This is a genomic window from Allobosea sp. Root670 (assembly GCF_001429415.1).
GTDB classification, from domain to species: domain Bacteria; phylum Pseudomonadota; class Alphaproteobacteria; order Rhizobiales; family Beijerinckiaceae; genus Allobosea; species Allobosea robiniae.
In genome coordinates this window covers 726,678-746,503 of sequence record NZ_LMJU01000001.1, presented here as the reverse complement: position 1 = coordinate 746,503, position 19,826 = coordinate 726,678, and the positions used below count along the sequence as shown (strand labels likewise).

At 67.4% G+C, this 19,826-nt stretch carries 18 protein-coding genes; 8 read left to right on the top strand and 10 right to left on the bottom strand.

Annotated elements, in window-relative coordinates; translation table 11 throughout:
• Positions 1 to 3 precede the first annotated feature (3 nt).
• Both hisG and ASE61_RS03405 read left to right on the top strand, forming a co-directional pair.
• Positions 4 to 981 carry an ATP phosphoribosyltransferase gene (gene hisG / locus ASE61_RS03410; RefSeq protein WP_061965564.1) on the top strand — a complete coding sequence of 326 codons (978 nt, stop codon included), beginning with the start codon at positions 4 to 6 and terminating at the stop codon, positions 979 to 981.
• Positions 982 to 1,118: 137 nt separating this feature from the next.
• Positions 1,119 to 1,604: an META domain-containing protein gene (locus tag ASE61_RS03405; protein ID WP_162260059.1), complete on the top strand. Its 486-nt coding sequence runs from the start codon at positions 1,119 to 1,121 to the stop codon at positions 1,602 to 1,604.
• 111 nt (positions 1,605 to 1,715) lie between these two features.
• On the opposite strand, the gene ASE61_RS03400 is transcribed toward ASE61_RS03405, so the two are convergent.
• The 5 genes from ASE61_RS03400 to groES all read right to left on the bottom strand — a co-directional run bounded on the left by ASE61_RS03400 (position 1,716) and on the right by groES (position 8,353).
• Positions 1,716 to 3,809, bottom strand: a complete 2,094-nt coding sequence (locus tag ASE61_RS03400) for an ABC transporter ATP-binding protein/permease (protein ID WP_061964609.1) — start codon at positions 3,807 to 3,809, stop codon at positions 1,716 to 1,718.
• A gap of 225 nt (positions 3,810 to 4,034) precedes the next feature.
• A complete protein-coding gene (locus ASE61_RS03395) occupies positions 4,035 to 5,147 on the bottom strand; it encodes a branched-chain amino acid ABC transporter substrate-binding protein (protein WP_413813517.1) in 1,113 nt (370 codons plus the stop codon).
• A gap of 175 nt (positions 5,148 to 5,322) precedes the next feature.
• Positions 5,323 to 6,237, bottom strand: a complete 915-nt coding sequence (phnD, locus tag ASE61_RS03390; RefSeq protein WP_162260058.1) for a phosphate/phosphite/phosphonate ABC transporter substrate-binding protein — start codon at positions 6,235 to 6,237, stop codon at positions 5,323 to 5,325.
• 142 nt (positions 6,238 to 6,379) lie between these two features.
• Entirely contained in the window at positions 6,380 to 8,017 is a 1,638-nt protein-coding gene (gene groL / locus ASE61_RS03385) for a chaperonin GroEL (RefSeq protein ID WP_061964605.1), read from the bottom strand.
• 48 nt (positions 8,018 to 8,065) lie between these two features.
• Positions 8,066 to 8,353 carry a co-chaperone GroES gene (groES, locus tag ASE61_RS03380; RefSeq protein ID WP_061964603.1) on the bottom strand — a complete coding sequence of 96 codons (288 nt, stop codon included), beginning with the start codon at positions 8,351 to 8,353 and terminating at the stop codon, positions 8,066 to 8,068.
• Positions 8,354 to 8,581: 228 nt separating this feature from the next.
• Here groES and ASE61_RS03375 point away from each other — a divergent pair, with 228 nt between their 5' ends.
• A complete protein-coding gene (locus tag ASE61_RS03375; protein ID WP_061964601.1) occupies positions 8,582 to 9,037 on the top strand; it encodes a MarR family winged helix-turn-helix transcriptional regulator in 456 nt (151 codons plus the stop codon).
• A gap of 72 nt (positions 9,038 to 9,109) precedes the next feature.
• Entirely contained in the window at positions 9,110 to 9,580 is a 471-nt protein-coding gene (locus tag ASE61_RS03370; protein WP_244492696.1) for a PaaI family thioesterase, read from the top strand.
• On the opposite strand, the gene ASE61_RS03365 is transcribed toward ASE61_RS03370, so the two are convergent.
• Both ASE61_RS03365 and ASE61_RS03360 read right to left on the bottom strand, forming a co-directional pair.
• A complete protein-coding gene (locus ASE61_RS03365) occupies positions 9,577 to 10,419 on the bottom strand; it encodes a DMT family transporter (RefSeq protein WP_061964597.1) in 843 nt (280 codons plus the stop codon). The genes ASE61_RS03370 and ASE61_RS03365 overlap by 4 nt on opposite strands.
• Positions 10,416 to 10,907, bottom strand: a complete 492-nt coding sequence (locus ASE61_RS03360) for a GNAT family N-acetyltransferase (RefSeq protein WP_061964595.1) — start codon at positions 10,905 to 10,907, stop codon at positions 10,416 to 10,418. Before ASE61_RS03360 ends, ASE61_RS03365 begins: the two co-directional genes overlap by 4 nt.
• Positions 10,908 to 11,124: 217 nt before the next feature.
• On the opposite strand from ASE61_RS03360, the gene ASE61_RS03355 reads away from it, so the two are divergent.
• The gene (locus ASE61_RS03355) at positions 11,125 to 12,555 is read left to right on the top strand and encodes a lipopolysaccharide biosynthesis protein (protein ID WP_061964593.1); all 1,431 of its coding nucleotides are present in this window, start codon (positions 11,125 to 11,127) and stop codon (positions 12,553 to 12,555) included.
• 169 nt (positions 12,556 to 12,724) lie between these two features.
• Positions 12,725 to 13,543: a L,D-transpeptidase gene (locus tag ASE61_RS03350; RefSeq protein ID WP_061964591.1), complete on the top strand. Its 819-nt coding sequence runs from the start codon at positions 12,725 to 12,727 to the stop codon at positions 13,541 to 13,543.
• A 98-nt stretch (positions 13,544 to 13,641) separates the two neighbouring features.
• Here ASE61_RS03350 and ASE61_RS03345 read toward each other — a convergent pair whose 3' ends face one another.
• The 3 genes from ASE61_RS03345 to ASE61_RS03335 all read right to left on the bottom strand — a co-directional run bounded on the left by ASE61_RS03345 (position 13,642) and on the right by ASE61_RS03335 (position 16,944).
• Entirely contained in the window at positions 13,642 to 14,439 is a 798-nt protein-coding gene (locus ASE61_RS03345; RefSeq protein ID WP_082617176.1) for a DUF2076 domain-containing protein, read from the bottom strand.
• Between the two features lie 154 nt (positions 14,440 to 14,593).
• A complete protein-coding gene (locus tag ASE61_RS03340; protein ID WP_061964587.1) occupies positions 14,594 to 15,355 on the bottom strand; it encodes a L,D-transpeptidase in 762 nt (253 codons plus the stop codon).
• A gap of 182 nt (positions 15,356 to 15,537) precedes the next feature.
• On the bottom strand, positions 15,538 to 16,944 hold the full coding sequence (locus ASE61_RS03335) for an MATE family efflux transporter (protein WP_061964586.1): 1,407 nt from the start codon (positions 16,942 to 16,944) through the stop codon (positions 15,538 to 15,540).
• A gap of 145 nt (positions 16,945 to 17,089) precedes the next feature.
• On the opposite strand from ASE61_RS03335, the gene ASE61_RS03330 reads away from it, so the two are divergent.
• Together ASE61_RS03330 and ASE61_RS03325 are read left to right on the top strand one after the other, a co-directional pair.
• Positions 17,090 to 18,319, top strand: coding sequence for a M20 family metallo-hydrolase (locus tag ASE61_RS03330; RefSeq protein WP_061964584.1), 1,230 nt, complete (start codon positions 17,090 to 17,092; stop codon positions 18,317 to 18,319).
• 11 nt (positions 18,320 to 18,330) lie between these two features.
• Entirely contained in the window at positions 18,331 to 19,743 is a 1,413-nt protein-coding gene (locus ASE61_RS03325) for an amidase (protein ID WP_061964582.1), read from the top strand.
• Positions 19,744 to 19,826: the final 83 nt, after the last annotated feature.

The window sequence follows — 19,826 nt, the reverse complement described above, 5'->3', positions numbered from 1 at the left end:
CAGATGCCAGATAACGACGCTCCGCTTGTCCTCGCCGTGCCTTCCAAGGGCCGGCTGCAGGAGAACGCCACGGCCTTCTTCGGCCGCGCGGGTCTGAAATTCGTTAAGTCGCGCGGCGAGCGCGACTATCGCGGCGCCATTGCCGGTGTCGATGGGGCTGAGGTCGCATTCCTCTCGGCCTCCGAGATCGTGGCGCAGCTCTCCTCCGGCGCCGCCCATATCGGCATCACCGGCGAGGATCTTGTTCGCGAGCAGCTCTCCGACGCCGATGCGGCAGTCGAGATGTTGACGCCGCTCGGCTTCGGCCATGCCAATGTCGTCGTCGCCGTGCCGCAGGCCTGGATCGACGTGCGCAACATGGCCGATCTCGACGACGTCGCGTCAGTGATGCGGGCGCGCCATGGCAAGAAGCTGCGCGTCGCGACGAAGTACGTGAATCTGACCCGCCGCTTCTTCGCCGAGCACGGCCTCGCCGATTACCGCATCGTCGAAAGCCTCGGCGCGACCGAAGGCGCGCCGGCTGCCGGCACCGCCGAGATCGTGGTCGATATCACCACCACTGGCGCGACGCTTTCTGCCAATGCGTTGAAAGTGCTCGACGACGGCGTGATGCTGGCCTCCGAAGCCAACCTCGTCGCCTCGATGCAGGCGCCCTGGGGCGCGCGGGCGAAGGCGGCGGCGAAGACCATCCTGTCGCGGATCGCGGCCGAGGAGGAAGGGCGCACGCTCCGCGAGGTCCGCGCCAGGCTCGACCTTGCCGCCGATGCGCTGGCCGTACTGGAAGAGCGCTTCGGCGCCCGCCTGCCGTTCGGGGCGCCGGCAACGGGTGCGCCGCTGACGCTGCATTGTCCGGAGAAGGCGGTCTTCGCGCTGGTCGAACATCTCGACGGGCTTGGCGCCGACGACATCACCGTCAGCGCTCCGGCCTATGTCTTTCGCCGCGCGAACCGTTTGCTGGAGCGGTTGAACGCCCGCATCTGATGCCGCGCGGCCGCATCGGAATGACGCGATTGCCAGCGGTTCAGCCTTGATCCCGAACCAATTGGCCTCTAGGCGTGTTAACCGGTTTGGCGGCACGTCGCGTTGCCGTGCGAGTGATGAATGCGGGTAAGACGATCATGATCCGACGCCTTGGCCTTGCGGCCGTTCTTGCGACCCTGGCCGTGCCGATGCTGATGCCGGGCGAAGCGATGGCGCAGCGCCGCCAGCAGATGCCGTCTCGAGAGGAACTCGGCGGCGGGACAACGGCGATTCCGTTGCCGCAGCAGGAGAAGACCTTTCCGCTCGGCGCGAGCTGGAGCGTCGTGGCGATGAACGGCAAGCCGGTCCAGGACCGGCGCGCGACCCTGATCGTCGACCAGAATCTGCGCGGCACCGGCTTCGGCGGCTGCAACACCTTCTCGGCCTCCGCCTATCCGCTGCGCCAGCAGGGCTTCGCGGTCGGCCCGATCGCCATCACCAAGCGCAGTTGCGACAAGGGCACGCTCGATTTCGAGAAGGCGTTCCTGATGGCGCTGCGCGCGACAAACAAATGGGATCTCGTCAACGGCCGCCTCGTGCTGAAGGGCGGGGCGGGCGAGTTGACCCTGAGCCGGTCGCTTTGACCGAGGCGCTTTCTTCCCTTTGAGGGGAGAAGGCTCCTGCGCAGCAGATGAATCGGAAAAGGGTCGCGCGAGCGACCCTTTTTGTTTCGGCAAGCGGAGGGCGCGCCGGGGTTAGGCTGCCGGCGTTTTCGCGGTGGGCGTCGGCGTGAAGGTGCCGTCCGCATTGGGCTCCATGGTGACGATCGCGTCGTGCATGCTGCGCAGCGTCGCGCGATGGCCGATCGAGACGATCCGGGTCTGCGGCAGCTCGCGGTCGATCGTTTCATAGATCTCGCCTTCCAGCTTCTCGTCGAGCGAGGCGGTGGCCTCGTCGAGGAAGAGCCAGTCCGGCTTGCTCAGAAGGGCGCGCGCCACGGCCAGGCGCTGCTGCTCGCCGCCCGAGAGGCGCTGGCCCCAGAGGTCGACCTCGTCGAGCTTGTCAGCGAGGTGGCCGAGCTTGACCTTCTCCATGGCCGCTCGGGTCGCGGCGTCGTCATAGGCGCCTTCCTCGGCCGGATAGGCGAGCGCTGCCCTCAGCGAACCCTGCGGCAGATAAGGGCGCTGCGGCAGCAGCATGATCTGCGCCTCCGCGGGAATCCCGACCTTGCCGTCGCCGAAGGGCCAGATGCCGGCAATAGCGCGGAACAGCGTCGACTTGCCCGAGCCGGAGGGGCCGATCAGCAGCGTCGAGCGTGTCTTGCCGAGATCGAGCGCACCGAGCTTCACGATCGGCTTGCCGTTGGGCAGGAGGAGCGTGGCGTCGCGGAGATGCAGGCTCTCGTCATCAGAGGTCTCGCGGCCGAGCGCCTCCTCGCTGATCGCGCCGTGCTGCGCTTCTTCGACGGCGGTCTCGAAGGAGGTCAGGCGGTTGATCGAGGCGAGATAGGAGGCGATCGAGGAGTAGCTGTTGATGATGAAGGAGAGGGCCGTCTGCACCCGGTCGAAGGCGCCGGCGACCTGCATCATGATGCCGAGCGTGATCGTGCCCGCGAAATAGTACGGAGCAAGGATGATATAGGGCAGGACGACGCTGAGCTGGTTGTAGGACAGGGTGAAGCTGGTCAGCTTCAGCCGGCGCCAGACCAGTCGGTAGAAGTTCTCGACGATATCGCGGAAGCGCTGGGCGAGATGGCTGCGCTCTGTCGGTTCGCCGACCATCAGCGCGATCTGCTCGGAATATTCGCGCAGGCGCGCCAGCGAGAAGCGGAAATTCGCCTCGCGCTTCTCCTGCTCGAATTCGAGCCGGATCAGCGGGCGGCCGATCACATGGGTGAGCCAGGTCGCCGCCACCGCATAGAAGAATGCCACCCAGAAGATATAGCCGGGGATCGCAAGCGAGGTGCCGGGCAGGGTGAAGCTGACCTGGATATTCCAGAGGATGATCGAGAACGAGACCAGCGTGGAGACCTGCGAGAGCAGGGGCAGCGCGAAGCCGTAGGTCGAGTTGACGAAGGACCGCGTGTCCTCGGCGATACGCTGGTCGGGGTTGTCGACGCTGCCGGCAAGCGCGATCCGGTAATGCGTAGCGTGGTCGAGCCAGCGCCGCGTGTACTCGTTCGCCATGAACTGCCGCCAGCGGATCAGGATCGTGTAGTTGGCGAACAGCTCGATCAGGTTCGAGGCGACCCAGAGCACCGCCCAGACGCAGAAGACGTAGAAGAGCTGGTACCAGAACGCCGTCGCATCCTTGTTCTGCAGCGCGTCGTACATGTCGCGGTTGAAGAAGGAGAGGCGCAGCGTGATGCCGACCTGAATCTGGTTGAGGACGATCAGGAAGACGAAGAGCGAGACCGCCAGCGTGCCGAGCCTGATCTTGAACGGGCCGATCGGCCAGAGATTGGCGGTGGTGATCTGGTCGGATTCGAAATAGGGCGAGGCGATGCGCGCGATGCGCGCGATCACCGGCACGAAGGAGATCGCGTAGATCAGGATCGCGAAGACGCCGACCGTCGTCGGCAGGCTGGTCGGTATCGGTGGAACGCCAAGCGTCGCAGGCCACCAGCCGAGATGGGCTGCGATCGCGGCCGCACCGAACACCAGGTACTCGATGGCGAAGACGCCCGAGAATATCCGCAGGAAGAAGGGCAGGGCCGGCGAGCGAAATGTCACGACCGCCAGCAGCAGGCCGACGACACCCATTCCGATAAGGGCAGCCGAGCCGGCTTGCTGGCCGACGATCAGCGTGGCCGCCGCCAGCACGGCGACGAGGATGCTCAACAAGCGCATAGACGGGAATCCTGGCGGGAGACGGTGAAAGCCACGATTCGGACCATGTCGCAGCGGGAGTGGCCTTTCAATGGCGACGCGCCCGGATGAGCAAATTGTCATCTGCCGGAGAGGTCGCGGCGAGCCGTCCACGATCCAGCGGACCCTGAAGCGAAACGCCCCGGACGAGCAGGGCTCGTCCGGGGCGCAAAGCTCGAAAAGACGGGCGGTTCGACCGCCGGCCGATCACTCGGCGGCGACGATCTTGCCGGCGTCCCACTTGTACATCGAGAAGCTCGGCGAACTCAGGTCGCCGGTCTTGCCATAGGTCAGCGTGCCGATCGCGGTCTTGACCGGCATGCCGGAATGCAGGGCCTTGGCGGCGCCATTGGCATCGCCCGGCTTGCCGGCCTTCTCGATCGCGGCCTTGAGCACCTCGACCGCGGCGTAGGCGTTGAGCGTGAAGGCCTCCGGCGGGATGCCCTTCTCCTTCAGCGCTGCGACGGCCTGGGCCGAGTCGGGGTTCTTCAGCGCGTCCGTCGCGTTGGTGAAGAGCGTGCCGGTGGCACGGTCGCCGCCAATCGCCGCGAACTCGGTGTTGGAGAGGCCTTCGCCACCGATGATCGTCGCCTTGACGCCGGCGTCGGCTAGCTGGCGCGCGAGCAGGCCGCCCTCGGGATGGTAGCCGCCGAAATAGATGGCGTCGACATTCGCAGCCTTCAGGCGCGTCACGACGGCCGAGAGGTCCTTGTCGCCGGGATTGACAGTCAGGGCGATCACTTCCTTGAGCCCGCCGGCATTGATGCCCTTCTGGAAGGCGTCGGCGAGGCCCTTGCCGTAGGTGCCCTTGTCATGGACGATCGCGATCTTCGCGTCCTTGAAGTTCTTCAGGACGTAAGCGGCGGCGATGTCGGCCTGCTGGTCGTCACGGCCGCAGGTGCGGAAGACATTGGTCAGGCCGCGGGTGGTCAGCGCCGGCGAGGTCGCGGTCGGCGTCACCATCAGCACGCCGCTCTCGGAGAACACGTCCGAGACAGCCATGGCGACGCCGGAGGTCACCGGGCCGACCACGAATTTGATCTTGTCGCCGACGAGCAGGTTGGCGGAGGAGACGCCCTGCTTCGGATCGCCGGCATCGTCGGCGAGCTTCAGCACGAGCTTCTCGCCGAGCACGCCGCCATTCTTGTTGATCACGTCGACGGCGGTCTGGGCGCCATTTTTGACCTGGTCGCCATAGGCGGCGACCGGGCCGGTCAGCGGCGCGACGAGGCCGATGGTGATGTCAGCCTGCGCGGCCTGGGCGGAGAGGAACAGCGCGGCAGCGAGGGCGGCGCCGGACAGAAGTTGTGACTTTTTCATCTGCATCTCCCTACGACATGCAACTTTGGCGCGCGAACCCGACAGGGATCGCTTGCCGCCTGTATAAGCCAGGAAGCCGGCGGAAGGCACTGCCCAAGCTTTCATCAGTCCTGTCGGGAAATGCATGGCGGTGCGGCAGGCGGTATCGCGAGGCTGGACAAGGCCCCGCCCGCGCTCAGCCGCTGCGCGCCTTGCGCTGGGCTTCCAGCTCCTCTGTAACGGCGATCACGTCGAGATAATCCTCGTGCCGGGCCGGCGCATAGTGCGAGACATGGCCGTCGGTGAAGCTCTTCCAGGCCTCGGGGGCCGCCTCCTTCATCCCGTTCATGGCGGCGACGAAATCGTCCTTCAGCCCCTGCGGCAGGTTGGCACGGGTCGAGAACGGGCTCGCCGGGATCAGCGGCGAGGTCCAGATCACGCGGGTCGAGCCGGCCGGGATCATCCCGCGATCGGCGAGCCTTTGCGCGACGCCGTGCTCTGCATTGGTCTGGTGGGTCGCGACGATATCGAACTGGCCGCGCACCAGCGCCAGAACCGAATTGTCATGGCCGCCGGAGAAGACCGTGCCGCTGAAATGGGTCTTCGGGTCGATGCCCTGCTTGCGCAGGAAATAGGAGGGGAAGGCGTAGCCGGAGGTCGAGTTCGGATCGGCGAAGGCCATCACCTTGCCCTTGAGATCGGCGAGGTTCTGGTAGGGGCTCTCCGATCGCACCAGCAGCACGGAGTAATAGCCTTCCTGCCCGTGGTTATCGACATCGCGCAGCAGCGGCTGGAGCTTGTCGCCGAGCACGCGGCGGCCGAGCGCGTAGACCGCGGGGCCGAAGCGGGCGAAATCGACCTGGTCGGCGCGCATCGCCTCGACCAGGCCGGCATAGTCGGCGACCCGGAAGAAGCGCACGGGCACGCCGAGGCGCTGCGACAGGTAATCCACCATCGGCTGGGTGCGGGCGATAGCGCCGGCCTCGTTCTCGGCGGATGAGACGCCGAAGCGCACCTCCTTGATGCCCTGCCGCCAGTCCGGCGCCTGCGCGAAGGCGGGGGCGATGCTGCCGGCGGCGAGGCCGGCAAGGACGAGGCGGCGTGTGGGCATGATCATCTCTGTCGCGGTGAAGTTGAAGGCGCCTCGATGCGCGCCCGCGACGACAGCCGGATGGCCGGCGGATGACAGTGCTGTGAAACGAGAAAAGGCCCGGCTTGCGCCGGGCCTTCCGTAGTCTCGGTAGGTGGATGGATCAGAAGTCCATGCCGCCCATGCCGCCGCCGCCCATCGGAGGCATCGGGGCGTCCTTCTTCGGCTGCTCGGCAACCATCGCCTCGGTGGTGATCAGCAGGCCAGCGATCGAAGCCGCGTCCTGGATCGCCGTGCGCACGACCTTGGTCGGGTCGATGATGCCGGCCTTGACCAGATCGCCGTACTCGCCGGTCTGGGCATTGTAGCCGTAGGAGTAGTCCTTGGCCTCGAGCAGCTTGCCGATCACGACCGCGCCGTCATCGCCGGCGTTGTCGACGATCTGGCGGGCCGGAGCGGCGATCGCCTTGCGGACGATCTCGACGCCGGTCTTCTGGTCGTCGTTCTGGGTCTTGATGCCCTTGACCGAGGACAGGGCGCGCAGGAGCGCGACGCCACCGCCGGGAAGGATGCCTTCTTCGACCGCAGCGCGGGTCGCGTTCAGGGCGTCGTCGACGCGGTCCTTCTTCTCCTTGACCTCGACCTCGGTCGCGCCGCCGACGCGGATGACCGCGACGCCGCCGGCGAGCTTGGCCAGACGCTCCTGGAGCTTCTCACGGTCGTAGTCCGAGGAGGTCTCCTCGATCTGGGCCTTGATCTGGCCGACGCGAGCCTCGATGTCCTTCTTCTTGCCGGCGCCGTCGATGATCGTGGTGTTCTCCTTCTCGATGCGCACCTTCTTGGCGCGGCCGAGCATGTTGAGCGTCACGGTCTCGAGCTTGATGCCGAGGTCTTCCGAGATCATCTGGCCGGCGGTCAGGATCGAGATGTCCTCGAGCATGGCCTTGCGGCGATCACCGAAGCCCGGAGCCTTGACGGCCGCGACCTTCAGGCCGCCACGGAGCTTGTTGACGACGAGCGTGGCCAGGGCCTCGCCCTCGACGTCCTCGGCGATGATGAGCAGCGGCTTGCCGGTCTGCACCACGGCCTCGAGGATCGGCAGCATCGCCTGGAGCGAGGACAGCTTCTTCTCGAAGATCAGGATGTAGGGGTCTTCCAGCTCGGCAACCATCTTCTCCGAGTTGGTGATGAAGTACGGCGACAGGTAGCCGCGGTCGAACTGCATGCCCTCGACGACGTCGAGCTCGGTCTCGGCGGTCTTGGCTTCCTCGACGGTGATGACACCCTCGTTGCCGACCTTCTGCATGGCGGTCGAGATCATCTTGCCGACCGACTCGTCGCCGTTGGCCGAGATCGTGCCGACCTGCGCGACTTCCGCGTTCGACGTGACCTTCTTGGAGTTCTTCTTGAGGTCGGCGACGATGGCCTCGACGGCCAGGTCGATGCCGCGCTTCAGGTCCATCGGGTTCATGCCGGCCGCAACCGACTTGGCGCCTTCACGGACGATCGCCTGGGCGAGAACGGTGGCGGTGGTGGTGCCGTCGCCGGCATGGTCGTTCTGGCGCGAAGCGACTTCGCGGACCATCTGGGCGCCCATGTTCTCGAACTTGTCGGAAAGCTCGATTTCCTTGGCGACGGTGACGCCGTCCTTGGTGATGCGCGGGGCGCCGAACGACTTCTCGATCACGACGTTGCGGCCCTTCGGACCCAGCGTGACCTTCACGGCGTTGGCGAGGATATCCACGCCGCGCAGCATCTTGTCGCGGGCATCGGTGCCGAACTTGACGTCTTTAGCAGCCATGAGAGCTACTCCTTGAACTGGAAACGGAAGAGAGCGGTCAGGCGGCTATCAGCCGACGACGCCCATGATGTCGGATTCCTTCATGATCAGGAGGTCCTGACCATCGATCTTGACCTCGGTGCCCGACCACTTGCCGAACAGGACGCGGTCGCCCTTCTTGACGTCGAGGGCAACGAGCTTGCCGGCCTCGTCACGCGCGCCGGAACCGACGGCGATGACCTCGCCCTCTTGGGGCTTTTCCTTGGCGGTCTCGGGGATGATGATGCCACCCTTGGTCTTCTCTTCGCCATCCAGGCGACGGACCACGACGCGGTCATGCAAAGGACGGAACTTCATGGTTCTGTCTTCCTCTCGGTCTTATTCGTTTCGGGTGCCGCTGAAGGGCTCCCGGGGGAGGCTGTTAGCAGTCACCCGATGGGAGTGCTAACAGATGGCGGGGAGATAGGCGCGGGCGTCCGGAGAGTCAAGGAAGCGCCCCGCGATAAAGTGAACGCCGGCGGATGCGATGTCGCAGGTCGCAGCAGGCCTGCTGGCAGCAGCGCTTGAACACGCTAACATGGCGGAATGACGACGCCCTCGCCCGACCCGCGCCTCGACGCCATCGCCCGCTCCTGCGTCGCGCTGCATGTGCGCATGACCGCACGCGCCGTGACGCGGGCCTATGACGAGGCGATGCGCCCGAGCGGGCTCAAGATCACCCAGTTCGTCCTGCTCTCGGCGCTCAGCACCGGACAATGGAAATCGGTCACGGAGCTGGCGGAACGCTTCGCGCTGGAGCGGACCTCGCTGACGCGCAACCTCCAGCTTCTGGCGACTGAGGGCATGGTCGAGCCGGTCGAGTGCCGGGGGCGGGCCTCGGTCTACGCCGTGACCGAAAAGGGCAGAGCCGCGATCGAGGCCGCGATCCCCTATTGGCGCGCTGCACAGGACAAGATCGAGGGCGGTTTCGGCGAGGAGCGCTGGCGCGAAACCCGCGACGGGCTTAGGGCGCTGCGCCGGGCTGCGCGCGGCGAGCGCTGAAGTCGCGCTCACCGGTTGACCATCGCCCGACCCTATCTCTATCGTGCAGATACACGAATGGAGATCGATACGATGCGCGCTGTTGGGGTGGTGTCTCGCGAGGAACTGGTCGCGGGCGATGGCTTGAGCTTTCTGCGCGGGATCATCGCCGGCACCAATCCGGCGCCGCCCTTCGCCGACGCCATGGATTTCGAGCTGGTCGAGGCCGATGAGGGCAGGGTGGTTTTCACAGGTCAGCCCTCTGCCCGCTTCTTCAATCCGCTGGGTACGATCCATGGAGGCTGGACCGCGACGATCCTCGATTCCGCCATGGCCTGCGCCGCCCACGCGACGCTGAAGCCGGGCGAGGGCTACACCACGCTGGAGATGAAGCTGAACTATGTCCGCCCGGTCATGCCGGACAGCGGCAAGGTGCGCTGCGAAGGCAGGCTGATCCACCGCGGCGGCACGGTGATCACGACGGAAGGCAAGTTGGTTGACGCGCGGGGAAAGCTGCTCGCGCACGGCACCGAGACCTGCCTGATCTTGCAGACTAAGCCCTAGCGCCGGCTGACGGCGACGGCCCCGGCGACGATCAGCAGCGCGCCGGCATAGGTCGTGTAGAGCGGCACCTCGCCGAACACGAAGAAGCCGAGCAGGCTCGCCCAGACCAGCGCCGTGTATTCGATCGGCGCCAGGCGCGAGGCGGCCGCGTGGGCATAGGCCGAAGTCAGCGTGAGATGGCCGGCGACGCCGAGCGCTCCCGCGAAGAGATAGGCGGCGAGGTCACCGAAGCTCATCGGCACGACGGCGTACCAGGCCGGAATGGCGAGGCACAGCGCCGGCCCGCAATTCTGGAAGGCGACGATGACGGTCGGGTGCTCGCGCACGGCGATGCGCCTGAGCAGGATCAGATTGAAGGCGTAGCTGACGGCCGAGAACAGCGCGGCAGCGACGCCGAGGCTGGCCCCGCTGACATGGCCCTGCAGGCGCGGCCAGACCATGACCAGCATGCCGGCGAGCCCGAAGCCGAGCGCCTGCAGGATGCGCCTGTCGATCTTCTCCTTGAGGATCAATCCCCCGAGCAGCGCGACGAAGACCGGCGCGAGGAAAGACAGCGTCAACGCTTCCGCCAAGGGCAGCACCGAGACCGAGTAGAAGAAGCTGCCTGCCGTCAGCACGACGATCGGTACGCGCACGATATTGCCGATGAGGCTGGCGCGGGTCGGGCGTGCGGGGCGCGCGATCGCCAGCACCGCAAGGGCACAGAGCCCGCCCATCAGGAAGCGCATGAACAGCGCCACGATGAAGGAATGCTGCTGCATCTGGCCCTTGATGACCGCATCCATGGCAGTCAGCAGGGCGATGCCGAGCGCGGCCCGGAAGGCGATGGACAAGGTCATGGGCCGGGGCGCAGCCGCTTGCGGAAATGATACTCCCAGCTTTCCGAGGCATCGCCGAGATAGCGCTCGCCCGGCCAGCGCATGAAGCCGAGCTTCTCGTAGAAACGATGACCGCGGGTGAAGCGCGTGTCGGACCAGAGCGTCATCTCGGCGAAGCCGCCCTGTTCGGCGAAGTCGATCGCCCTGGCGAAGAGGGCCTGTGCCAGCCCGGCGCCCCGGAACGCGGGGTCGACATAGACCTTGGCAAGCTCGGCCGCGTTCTGCTCGGGAACCGGCACGATGCCGAGGGAGCCGGCAATGCGTCCGTCCGGTCCATCCACGATCCAGAGCATGCCGCCTTTGGCCGCGAAAGCGGTCGCGGGCCGGCGCAGCTCCGGAAGCTCCGCCTCGACGAAAACGCAGCCCGGATATTCCGCGAAGCTCGCCGCGATCAGGGCGGAGAGCGGACCGGAATCGTCGTCATGGGCAAGCCGGATGGGCGGGGTCATGACGCCTGCCTTAGGGTCAAATCCTCCCGCCGTACAGGTGTGGGAACGGCGTTGCGCAATGCCGTGGCAGCAGGGCGGGGCGGGAGCGCCTTCGCAGCTTCCCCTTGGAAATATCGCCCCGTCCGGCTACCCCCGATCCGAAGGGCGGTGCGGCTGGTTTGAGTCGCGCGCTTCAACCGTGGCAACGCAGAGATCGGGACGAGGCGGCGAAGGCACGATGACCGTTCTTCTGCCCTTCATCGTCAATGCCGGGCTGAATTTCGTCCTCGGGCTGCTCGTCGCCCTGTTCCTCGGCCCGGAGGCGTTCGGGCTCTACGCCATCGGCGCCGCCACCGTCGTGCTCGTCAACACGGCGCTGCTCGACTGGCTGAAGCTCTCGGTCGTCCGCTTCTACTCCCTGCAGAGCCGCGAAAGCGACCCCGGCATTCGCGCGACGCTCGATCTGCTCTTCGCCGGTGTCGCTCTGTCGCTCTCGGCCCTTCTGGCGGCGGCGATGCTCGCCGGGGTCGATACCGGATTGCCGTCCACGCTGCTGGTGGCTGCGGTCGCCGGCGGTATCGCTGCCGGCTGGTTCGATTATCACGCCGCCATCGCCCGCGCCCGCTTCCTCGATGCAGCCTATGCCCGGCTCGTCCTGGTCAGAAGCGTGGCGGCCCTGCTGCTGATGGTCGGCGGCGCCTGGTGGACCCGCGATCCGACCATCGTCCTGCTCGGCGGCGTCCTCAGCGCGGGCGCTGCCGTTCTCGCCAACCGCGGCCGTCTGGCCGATGCGAAGCCGGCACCGGGCGCACCGCGGACGGATTTGATGCGCAATTTCGTGCGCTATGCCCTGCCGCTGGTCGCTGGCAATGCGGTCTACGCCGCGATCCCGCTTATCAACCGCGCCATCCTGGCTGATCGCCATGGCTTCGCCGAAGCCGGCTATTTCTCGCTGGCCTCCGATATCGGCTTGCGGCTTTTCCCCGTGCTGGCCTCGATGCTCGAGATCGTGCTGCTGCGCGAGATCATCCGCCTCGACGAGACGCGTGGACGCATCGCCGCGCAGAAGCGCATCGCCCGCAACATGGTCGTGGTGATCGCCTGCGTGCTGCCGGTCGCGCTTGGCTTCTGGCTGATCCTGCCGGCCTTCGAGCGGCTCTTCGTTCCCCAGGGCTTCCGCGGCCATTTCGCCGATCATATGGCGCTGTTGCTGCCCGGCTTCGCCGCGATCGCACTGTTCCAGGCGGCGCTCGCGCCCGTCTTCCTGCTGGCGAAGCGTACGCTTATTGCCGCGCTTGCTGCCCTGACGGGGTTGGCCGTCGACCTCGTCATCATCTTCGCCCTGCCGGGCGCGCTCGCCCCGACGACGGTCTCGATCGCGCAGAGCGCCGCCTATCTGACGGCGCTGCTGGTCACCGCGGTGGTGGCGCCGCGCGCGCTTCCGGCATCGCCGCCTTGGCGCGAGATCGCATGCGTCCTCGCCGCCGGCGCCGCGATGGGGCTCGCGATCTGGCCGCTGCGCGGCACGCTGCCGGCGCCGCTCGAACTGCCGCTCCAGGTCGCGCTCGGCGGGCTGGTCTATGCGGCGGTGATCCTGGCGTGTGATGTCGGCCGCTGGCGCACGGGCCTGAAGCTGCGCTGGCTCGCCCGGCGCTCCGCGCGCCGGTGAAGCTGCGCTGGCAAGGTTTCCTTCACCCTGTCGCTTGACCGCCTGCTAAGGTTAATTCCGCGAATTCAGCGGCTTCGAGCCGGTTTCTGCGCCCGAGAGTCAACGATTCACCATTCCTTTGAAGGCAAGCCGCAGGCTTCCGGCAGTTGATGTCGAGAGTGCTTGCGTCATGCGTCGAAAGATCCTTCTCCCGCTCCTCGCCGTTGTCGGGGCCACGGCCGTTGCCGCTCCGGCTGCCGCGCAGGGCACTCGCCAGAACTACGGCTATGCCGCCCCGGGGGACCCGATGGCCGCGAGCCGCGGGCACGGCAATTATGGCGGAGGCTTCATCGAGATGCTGATGACCGGGCGCGATCCGACGCCTTATGGTCGCGGTGGCGCGGTCTATAACCGCCCCGGCGGCTATGCCTATGGCCAGCGCATGCAGCCGCAGGGCGGCTACGAGCCGGACCCGTTCGAGGCGGCGCGCCAGCCGCGTGCCACACGCCGCATGGCCGCGCTCGGCGAGCCGGTCGAGCCGCAGCAGGGCATCCAGCAGATCGTCGATCCGCGCTTCCGCAAGCAGGAAGTCGCCTATGACGGGCCGCACAAGCCGGGCACGATCATCATCGACACGCCGCAGCGCTTCCTCTTCCTGGTGCAGCCGGGCGGCCGGGCCATGCGCTATGGCATCGGCGTAGGCCGGCCGGGCTTCTCCTGGGCCGGTATGAAGACGATCACCCGCAAGGCGGAATGGCCGAGCTGGACGCCCCCGTCCGAGATGCTGAAGCGCCGGCCCGATCTGCCGCGCTTCATGGCCGGCGGCCCCGACAACCCGATGGGCGCGCGCGCCATGTATCTCGGCTCGACGCTCTACCGCATCCACGGCACCAACGAGCCGAACACGATCGGGCAGGCGGTCTCGTCGGGCTGCATCCGCATGACCAATGACGACGTCACCGATCTCTACGAGCGTGTCCGCGTCGGCGCCAAGGTGCTGGTGATCTGAGGCACAGCCTCATCTGACACCGATCGACAAAAACGGCGGCCTCGCATCGCGGGCCGCCGTTTGCATTCTATCCCGGTGACAAGACGGGGAAGGCGCTCTCAAACCCAGCTGTCGTCGTCCCCGCCGCCATCGTCGAAGCCGGGATCGGCGTCGTCATGGCCGGCGTTCTGGTAACTGGCCTCGCCGTCATAGCCCTGGCCGTAGCCGCCATCCTGCGCGGTCTGGTCGGTGGCAGGTTGGGCTGCGGCTGCCTGGTCGGCAGCCGGTTGCGGCGTCGCCGCCGCGTTGCTGCCGGAGCTGGCGGTGTCGCTCGCGGTCTGGGTTGCGGGCTTGCTGCCGCCACCGAAGGCATTGGTCAGCACATTGCCGAGCATCATGCCGCCGGCGACGCCGGCCGCGGTGGTCAGCGCGCTCGCCATGAAGCCGCCGCCGCCAGCTTGCTGCTGCGGCTGGTTGCTCCACGGGCCGGGCTGGGCTGCCTGCTGCATCGGCATGGCCTGGCCGGGAGCTCCTTGCGCCTGCGGCTGCGTGTTCCAGGCGGCGGAGGGTGCGGCTGCGTCGGCGCGCTGCGGCACGGGTGGAATCGAGCCGGTGCGCGGCACCGACCCGCCGCCGAAGATGCCGGACAGGAAGCCGCCGGCCTGCGGCTGGGCCGCCTCGCTGGCGCGCGTCTGCGCCTCCCGCAATTGCGCCTGCAGGCTCTCGACCTGCTGGTTCAGGTTGGCGAGCGCCTGCTCCTGCACATAGACCGCCTGGGCCATGGCGTAGGGCGCATAGGGCTGCTCGCGCAGCCGCTCTGCGATGAAGGTCTCAGCCTCGGGGTCGCGGGGCTGATTGGCCGCCTGCTTCAGGCGGTCGAAAATCCCGGCGATCACGTCGCGTTCCTGCGGCGTCATCGTCATCTCCTCTCGTTGCGCGGTGCGGATGCACCGCGCTCAAGAGGTGGGATCGGCCTGTGACGGTATCAAGGCGGCGCCGTGACCGCATCGGACCGAGAAGCGAATTTCACTTTTCGGGAGTCCGGTGCGGCATCAGGCAGGCTGTTCGGCCTCAGATGCTGCCGAAATCGTCGTCCGGCGGCGGCGCCTCGTCGATCTCGGACGGTGCCTGCAGCGTGCCGCGGTTGAGCACAACGACGGTCGTGCCGGTCGGGACGCGGCCATAGAGGTCGATGATGTCCTGGTTGAACAGGCGGATGCAGCCCGAGGAAACGGACTTGCCGATCGACCACGGCTCGGAGGTGCCATGGATGCGATAGAGCGTGTCGCGGCCGCCCTGGTAGAGATAGAGCGCGCGGGCGCCGAGCGGGTTCTCGAGGCCGCCGGCCATGCCGCCGGCCCAGGGGCGGTTCCGCTCCGGCTCGCGGGCGATCATCGCCGGGGTCGGGGTCCAGCGCGGCCACTGCGCCTTGCGCGCGACCGTGGCGCGGCCGCGCCAGGACATGCCCTGCTTGCCGACGCCGATGCCGTAACGCACGGCGCGGCCGCCTTCCATCACGAGATAGAGATAGCGGTTGTCGGTATCGACGACGATCGTGCCGGGCTGCTCGCGGGTCGGGTAGGAGACGATGCGGCGCAGGAACTGCGGCTCGACTTCGGAAAGGTCCGTCGCGGGCAGCGGGTGCTGCTCATCCGGCCGCTCGCCATACATCGCCAGATATTCGGCGCTGATATGCGGCCCCTGATGCGCGACCTCGAACGGCTCCGGGCGTCGGTTCGCGACGCAGGCGGCAAGGAAGAGCGGGCTCAGCGCAGCGAAGACGCGGCGGGTCGGCCGGGCGAGGGGGGAGGCGGATGGGCGGTCGGGGGACATCGACAGACAACTCGGTGTTACGGGCGAAATGAACGGCGGGGCGGCGCCTTGAGTTCCATGCGCCGTTGCTCACCCTCGTTCAAGGTTGCCGAGATGGCCGTGGGGTGAACAGGAGATGGCCAAATTGTGTCCGTGCAACGCTGTTGCCGTTCGGCAACAGGGCGGATGGCCGCCTCGCCGGCTCAGGTGGCTTCCCGCAATCCCCATTTGAGCAGGCCGAGCTTCTCGCGAGCCCACCAGCGCCAGAGCATCATCACGGCGACGAGCGAAAGCCCGATCACCAGCCCGATCCAGATGCCGCTGCCGGCGAGCGGGGTCAGGAAACCCAGCGCCGCGGAGAGCGGCAGTCCGATGCCCCAGTAGCCGATGCCGGCGAGAATCATCGGCAGGCGCGTGTCGCCGAGGCCGCGCAGGATCGACGACCCGATGACTTGCGCCCCGTCCGCGATCTGGAAGAGGGCGGCGTAGAACAGGAAGGCCACCGCGATCTGGGCCACCGCTTCCGCACCGGGCTTCGAGCGGTCGAGGAAGGGGGCGATCAGCCAATGCGGCACGGTCGCCATCAGCAGCGCCGTGAAGCACATGAAGCTCAGCGCCAGAATGAGCGCCATCATGCCGGCGCGCCGGATGCCCTCCTTGTCGCCGGAGCCGAAGGCGCGCCCGACCCGTACGGTCCCGGCCTGGCCGATGCCGAGCGGCACCATGAAGGCGAGTGAGGCGATCTGGATCGCGATGGCGTGGGCCGCGAGCGCGGTCGAGCCGATCAGCCCCATCATGAAGGCGGCGCCGTAGAAGATCAGCGATTCGAAGGAGAGCGTCAGCGAGATCGGCAGGCCCATGCGCCAGAAGGCGCGGTAGCGCGGCCAGTCCGGCACCCAGAAGCGGCCGAACAGCTGATAGCGCCGGAAACGCCTGTCCCACATGACCACGAGCGCGAGGCCGAGGAACATGAGGGTTGAGGACAAGGCCGTGGCCATTCCGGAGCCGGGCAGGCCGAGCGCCGGAAAGCCGAGCCGCCCGAACATCAGGCACCAGTTGGCGAAGGCGTTGAACGCCACCGCGAAGAGCACGACGATGAAAGCCCAGCGCGGCCGCTGCAGCGCGGCGACGAAGCCGCGCAGGCACAGATAGAGGAAGAAGGGCAGCAGCCCCCATTGCAGCGTGTGGAGATAGGACGCGGCGGCCTTCGACAGGGCGGGGTCCTGACCCATCGCTCTCAGGATGAATTCGGCCTGCCAGAGGAAGAGCCACATCGGCCCGACCATGGTCGCCGCGGCCCAGAAGCCCTGGCGGACCGTGCGGCGCAGGTCGCGCACCGCATGCCGGTTGCGGCCGAGCTCGATCGCGATCATCGGCGAGACCGCGCCCATCGCGCCGATGCCGAAGATCAGGGTTGCATTGTAGAGATTGGTGCCGAGCGCGCCGGCTGCCAGCGCATCCGGGCCGAACTGGCCCATCATGATGACGTCGGTGGCCGTCATCGCCGTCTGCGCGACATTGGTGAGCACCATCGGCCAGCTCAGGGCCAGCATGGCGCGGGCTTCCCCGAGCCAGGAATGATGCGGGCGGGATTCGGCGATCTCGGACATGGGGCGCTGCTTCTACCCCCGATCGGCGCATCGAAACAGCCGCCGCTACGCGCTTCACCGTTCGGAGCCGATGCGCTGGACGCGGGTCGACAACCGTCGCCGCGGTCTGCATCTTGCCTCGGAAATTGCTGGAGGGCCTGAACCGATGAGCACCAATCTGAGGATCGACGGCGCGAGGTTGACCTCGCGCCTCGCGGAACTCTCGAAGATCGGCGCGACGCCGGAAGGTGGCTGCCGCCGGCTTGCCCTGACCGATGAGGACAGGCAGGGGCGCGACTGGCTCGTCGCCCAGATGAAGGCGCTCGGCCTCGATACCCGCGTCGATGCCATCGGCAATATCGTCGGCATCCTGAAGGGCCAGCAGGACGGTCCGGCCGTCATCATGGGCTCGCATATCGACACGGTCGGCACCGGCGGGCGCTTCGACGGCGCGCTCGGCGTCGTCGCCGGCGTCGAGGTGCTCGCGGCGCTGCGCGATGCCGGATTGACGCCGAAGCGCGACATGGCGGTGATCGCCTTCACCAACGAGGAGGGCGCGCGCTTCCACCCCGACATGCTCGGCTCCTATGTCTGGGCCGGCGGCATGAGTGTCGAGGCGGCGCACAGGGAAGTCGATTCAGACGGCATCGGCCTCGGCGCCGAATTGAAGCGCATCGGCTACGAGGGCGCCGAGAAGCCGGGCTTCCTGCCGGCCCATGCCTATATCGAGATGCATATCGAGCAGGGGCCGATCCTCGAGAATGAGGGCGGCGGGCTCGGTGCCGTCACCGGCATCCAGGGCATCTGCTGGCTGGAACTCACCCTGAAGGGCCGCCCGAGCCATGCCGGCACGACGCCGATGGCCTATCGCAAGGACCCGGGGCTCGCCGCCGCGCGCATCAACATCTTCGCCAACGAACTGACCAAGACGATTCCCAACCAGCTCGCCAATAGCGGCGTCATCCGCGTCCAGCCCGGCAACGTCAATGTCGTGCCCGAAACCGTGGTGATGACGCTCGACCTGCGCAACCCGCTCGATGCGCCGCTCGCAAAGGCCGAGGAAGCTGTGCGCCGCTTCTGTGCCGAGCTCGCCGAGCGCGACGGCATCGAGGTCTCCTTCCGCGATCTCGCCCGCTTCCCGGCGACGCCCTTTGCCGAGGAGATCATCGCCGAGGTCGAGCGCAGCGCCGGCGAATTCGGCTTGGCCGTCCGGCGCATGATCTCCGGCGCCGGCCACGACGCGCAGATGATGGCGCGGCTCTGCCCGACGGCGATGGTGTTCATCCCCTCGATCGGCGGGCTCTCGCACAACCCGGCCGAGTTCAGCACCGATGACGACATGATCGCCGGCGCGAACATCCTGCTCACCACCGCCTGGCGTGTCGCCAACGCCTGAGAGGTCCCCAGATGACGACGATCGCCTCGCTTTCCGCCGCCGAGCTCGGCCCGCTCTATGCCAGCAAGCAGCTCTCCCCCGTCGAAGTCGCGAAGGATACGCTCGCCCGCATCGAGCGCTTCGAGCCCGCGGTCAATGCCTTCGCCGTCCGTGATGAGGCGGTGACGCTGGCCATGGCCGAAGCCTCGCAGGGGCGCTGGCTGAAGGGCGAGGCGATCGGCCCGCTCGATGGCGTGCCCGTCACCATCAAGGACAATCTCGGCGTCGCCGGCTGGTCGATGCAGCGCGGCTCGGCCATCGCCTCCGATGCGCCCTTCGCCGAGGATTCCCCCATTACCGCGCGGCTGCGCGAGGCCGGAACGGTCTTCCTCGGCAAGACCACCATGCCGGAATATGGCTGGAAGGGCGTCGGCGATTCGCCGCTCACCGGCATCACCCGCAATCCCTGGAACACCGGCACCGGGCCGGGCGGCTCCTCGTCGGGTGCGGCCGTCTGTGCCGCGCTCAATCTCGGCTGCCTCCACATGGGCACCGACGGGGCGGGCTCCATCCGCATTCCCGCAGCCTTCACCGGTGTCGTCGGCCTGAAGCCGAGCTATGGCCGCGTCCCGGCCTGGCCGATCTCGGTCATGGGCTTCCTCGCTCATCTCGGCCCGCTGACCCGCACCGTCACCGATACGGCGCTGGCGATGAAGGTGATCGGCCAGCCCGACGCGCGCGACATGACGGCGCTGACCGATCGCCCGCCGGATTATGTCGACGGGCTCAAGGGCGGCCTGAGGGGTCTGCGCGTCGCCTGGTCTCCGCGCCTTGGCCAGGACGTGACCGTCGATCCCGAGATCGCGGCGCTGACGGCAGCCGCCGCGCAGGTCTTCGCCGAGCTTGGCGCGACGGTGGAGGAGGTCGATCCCGGCTTCGACGATCCGATCGAGATCCTGATGACCCTCTGGGCCTCGGGCGCGGCGCTGGCATTGAAGAGCATCGACGCCGCTGGCCGCAAGCAGATGGACCCCGGCCTCGTCGCGGTGGCGGAACAGGGCGAGCGTATCCCGGCCTCGGATTATGTCGACGCGCTGCTGAACCGGCGCAATGCGCTTGCCTATCGGATGGCGCAATTCCATCAGACATACGACCTGCTGCTGACGCCGACACTGCCGCTGCCAGCCTTCGCTGTGGGCTGCGATACGCCCCAGCATGGCGCCTATGGCGAGGACTGGACGCGCTGGACGCCCTTCACCTACCCCTTCAACATCACCGAGCAGCCGGCGATCTCGGTGCCCTGCGGTCTGACGAAGGCAGGCCTGCCGGCCGGACTCCAGATCGTCGGCGCCTTCGGCAAGGACGCGCTCGTGCTGCGGGCTGCGGCGGCGTTCGAGCTGGCACGGCCCTTCGCGCGCGTCGATGAACCGGTCAAACCGATTTAATCGCGATTTTTCATTCTTTCCGGAACCGGGCCCGAAATGGCCCGTCCGGAACCGAAACAGCGGGCTCCCGCGCGAAAGTTCCG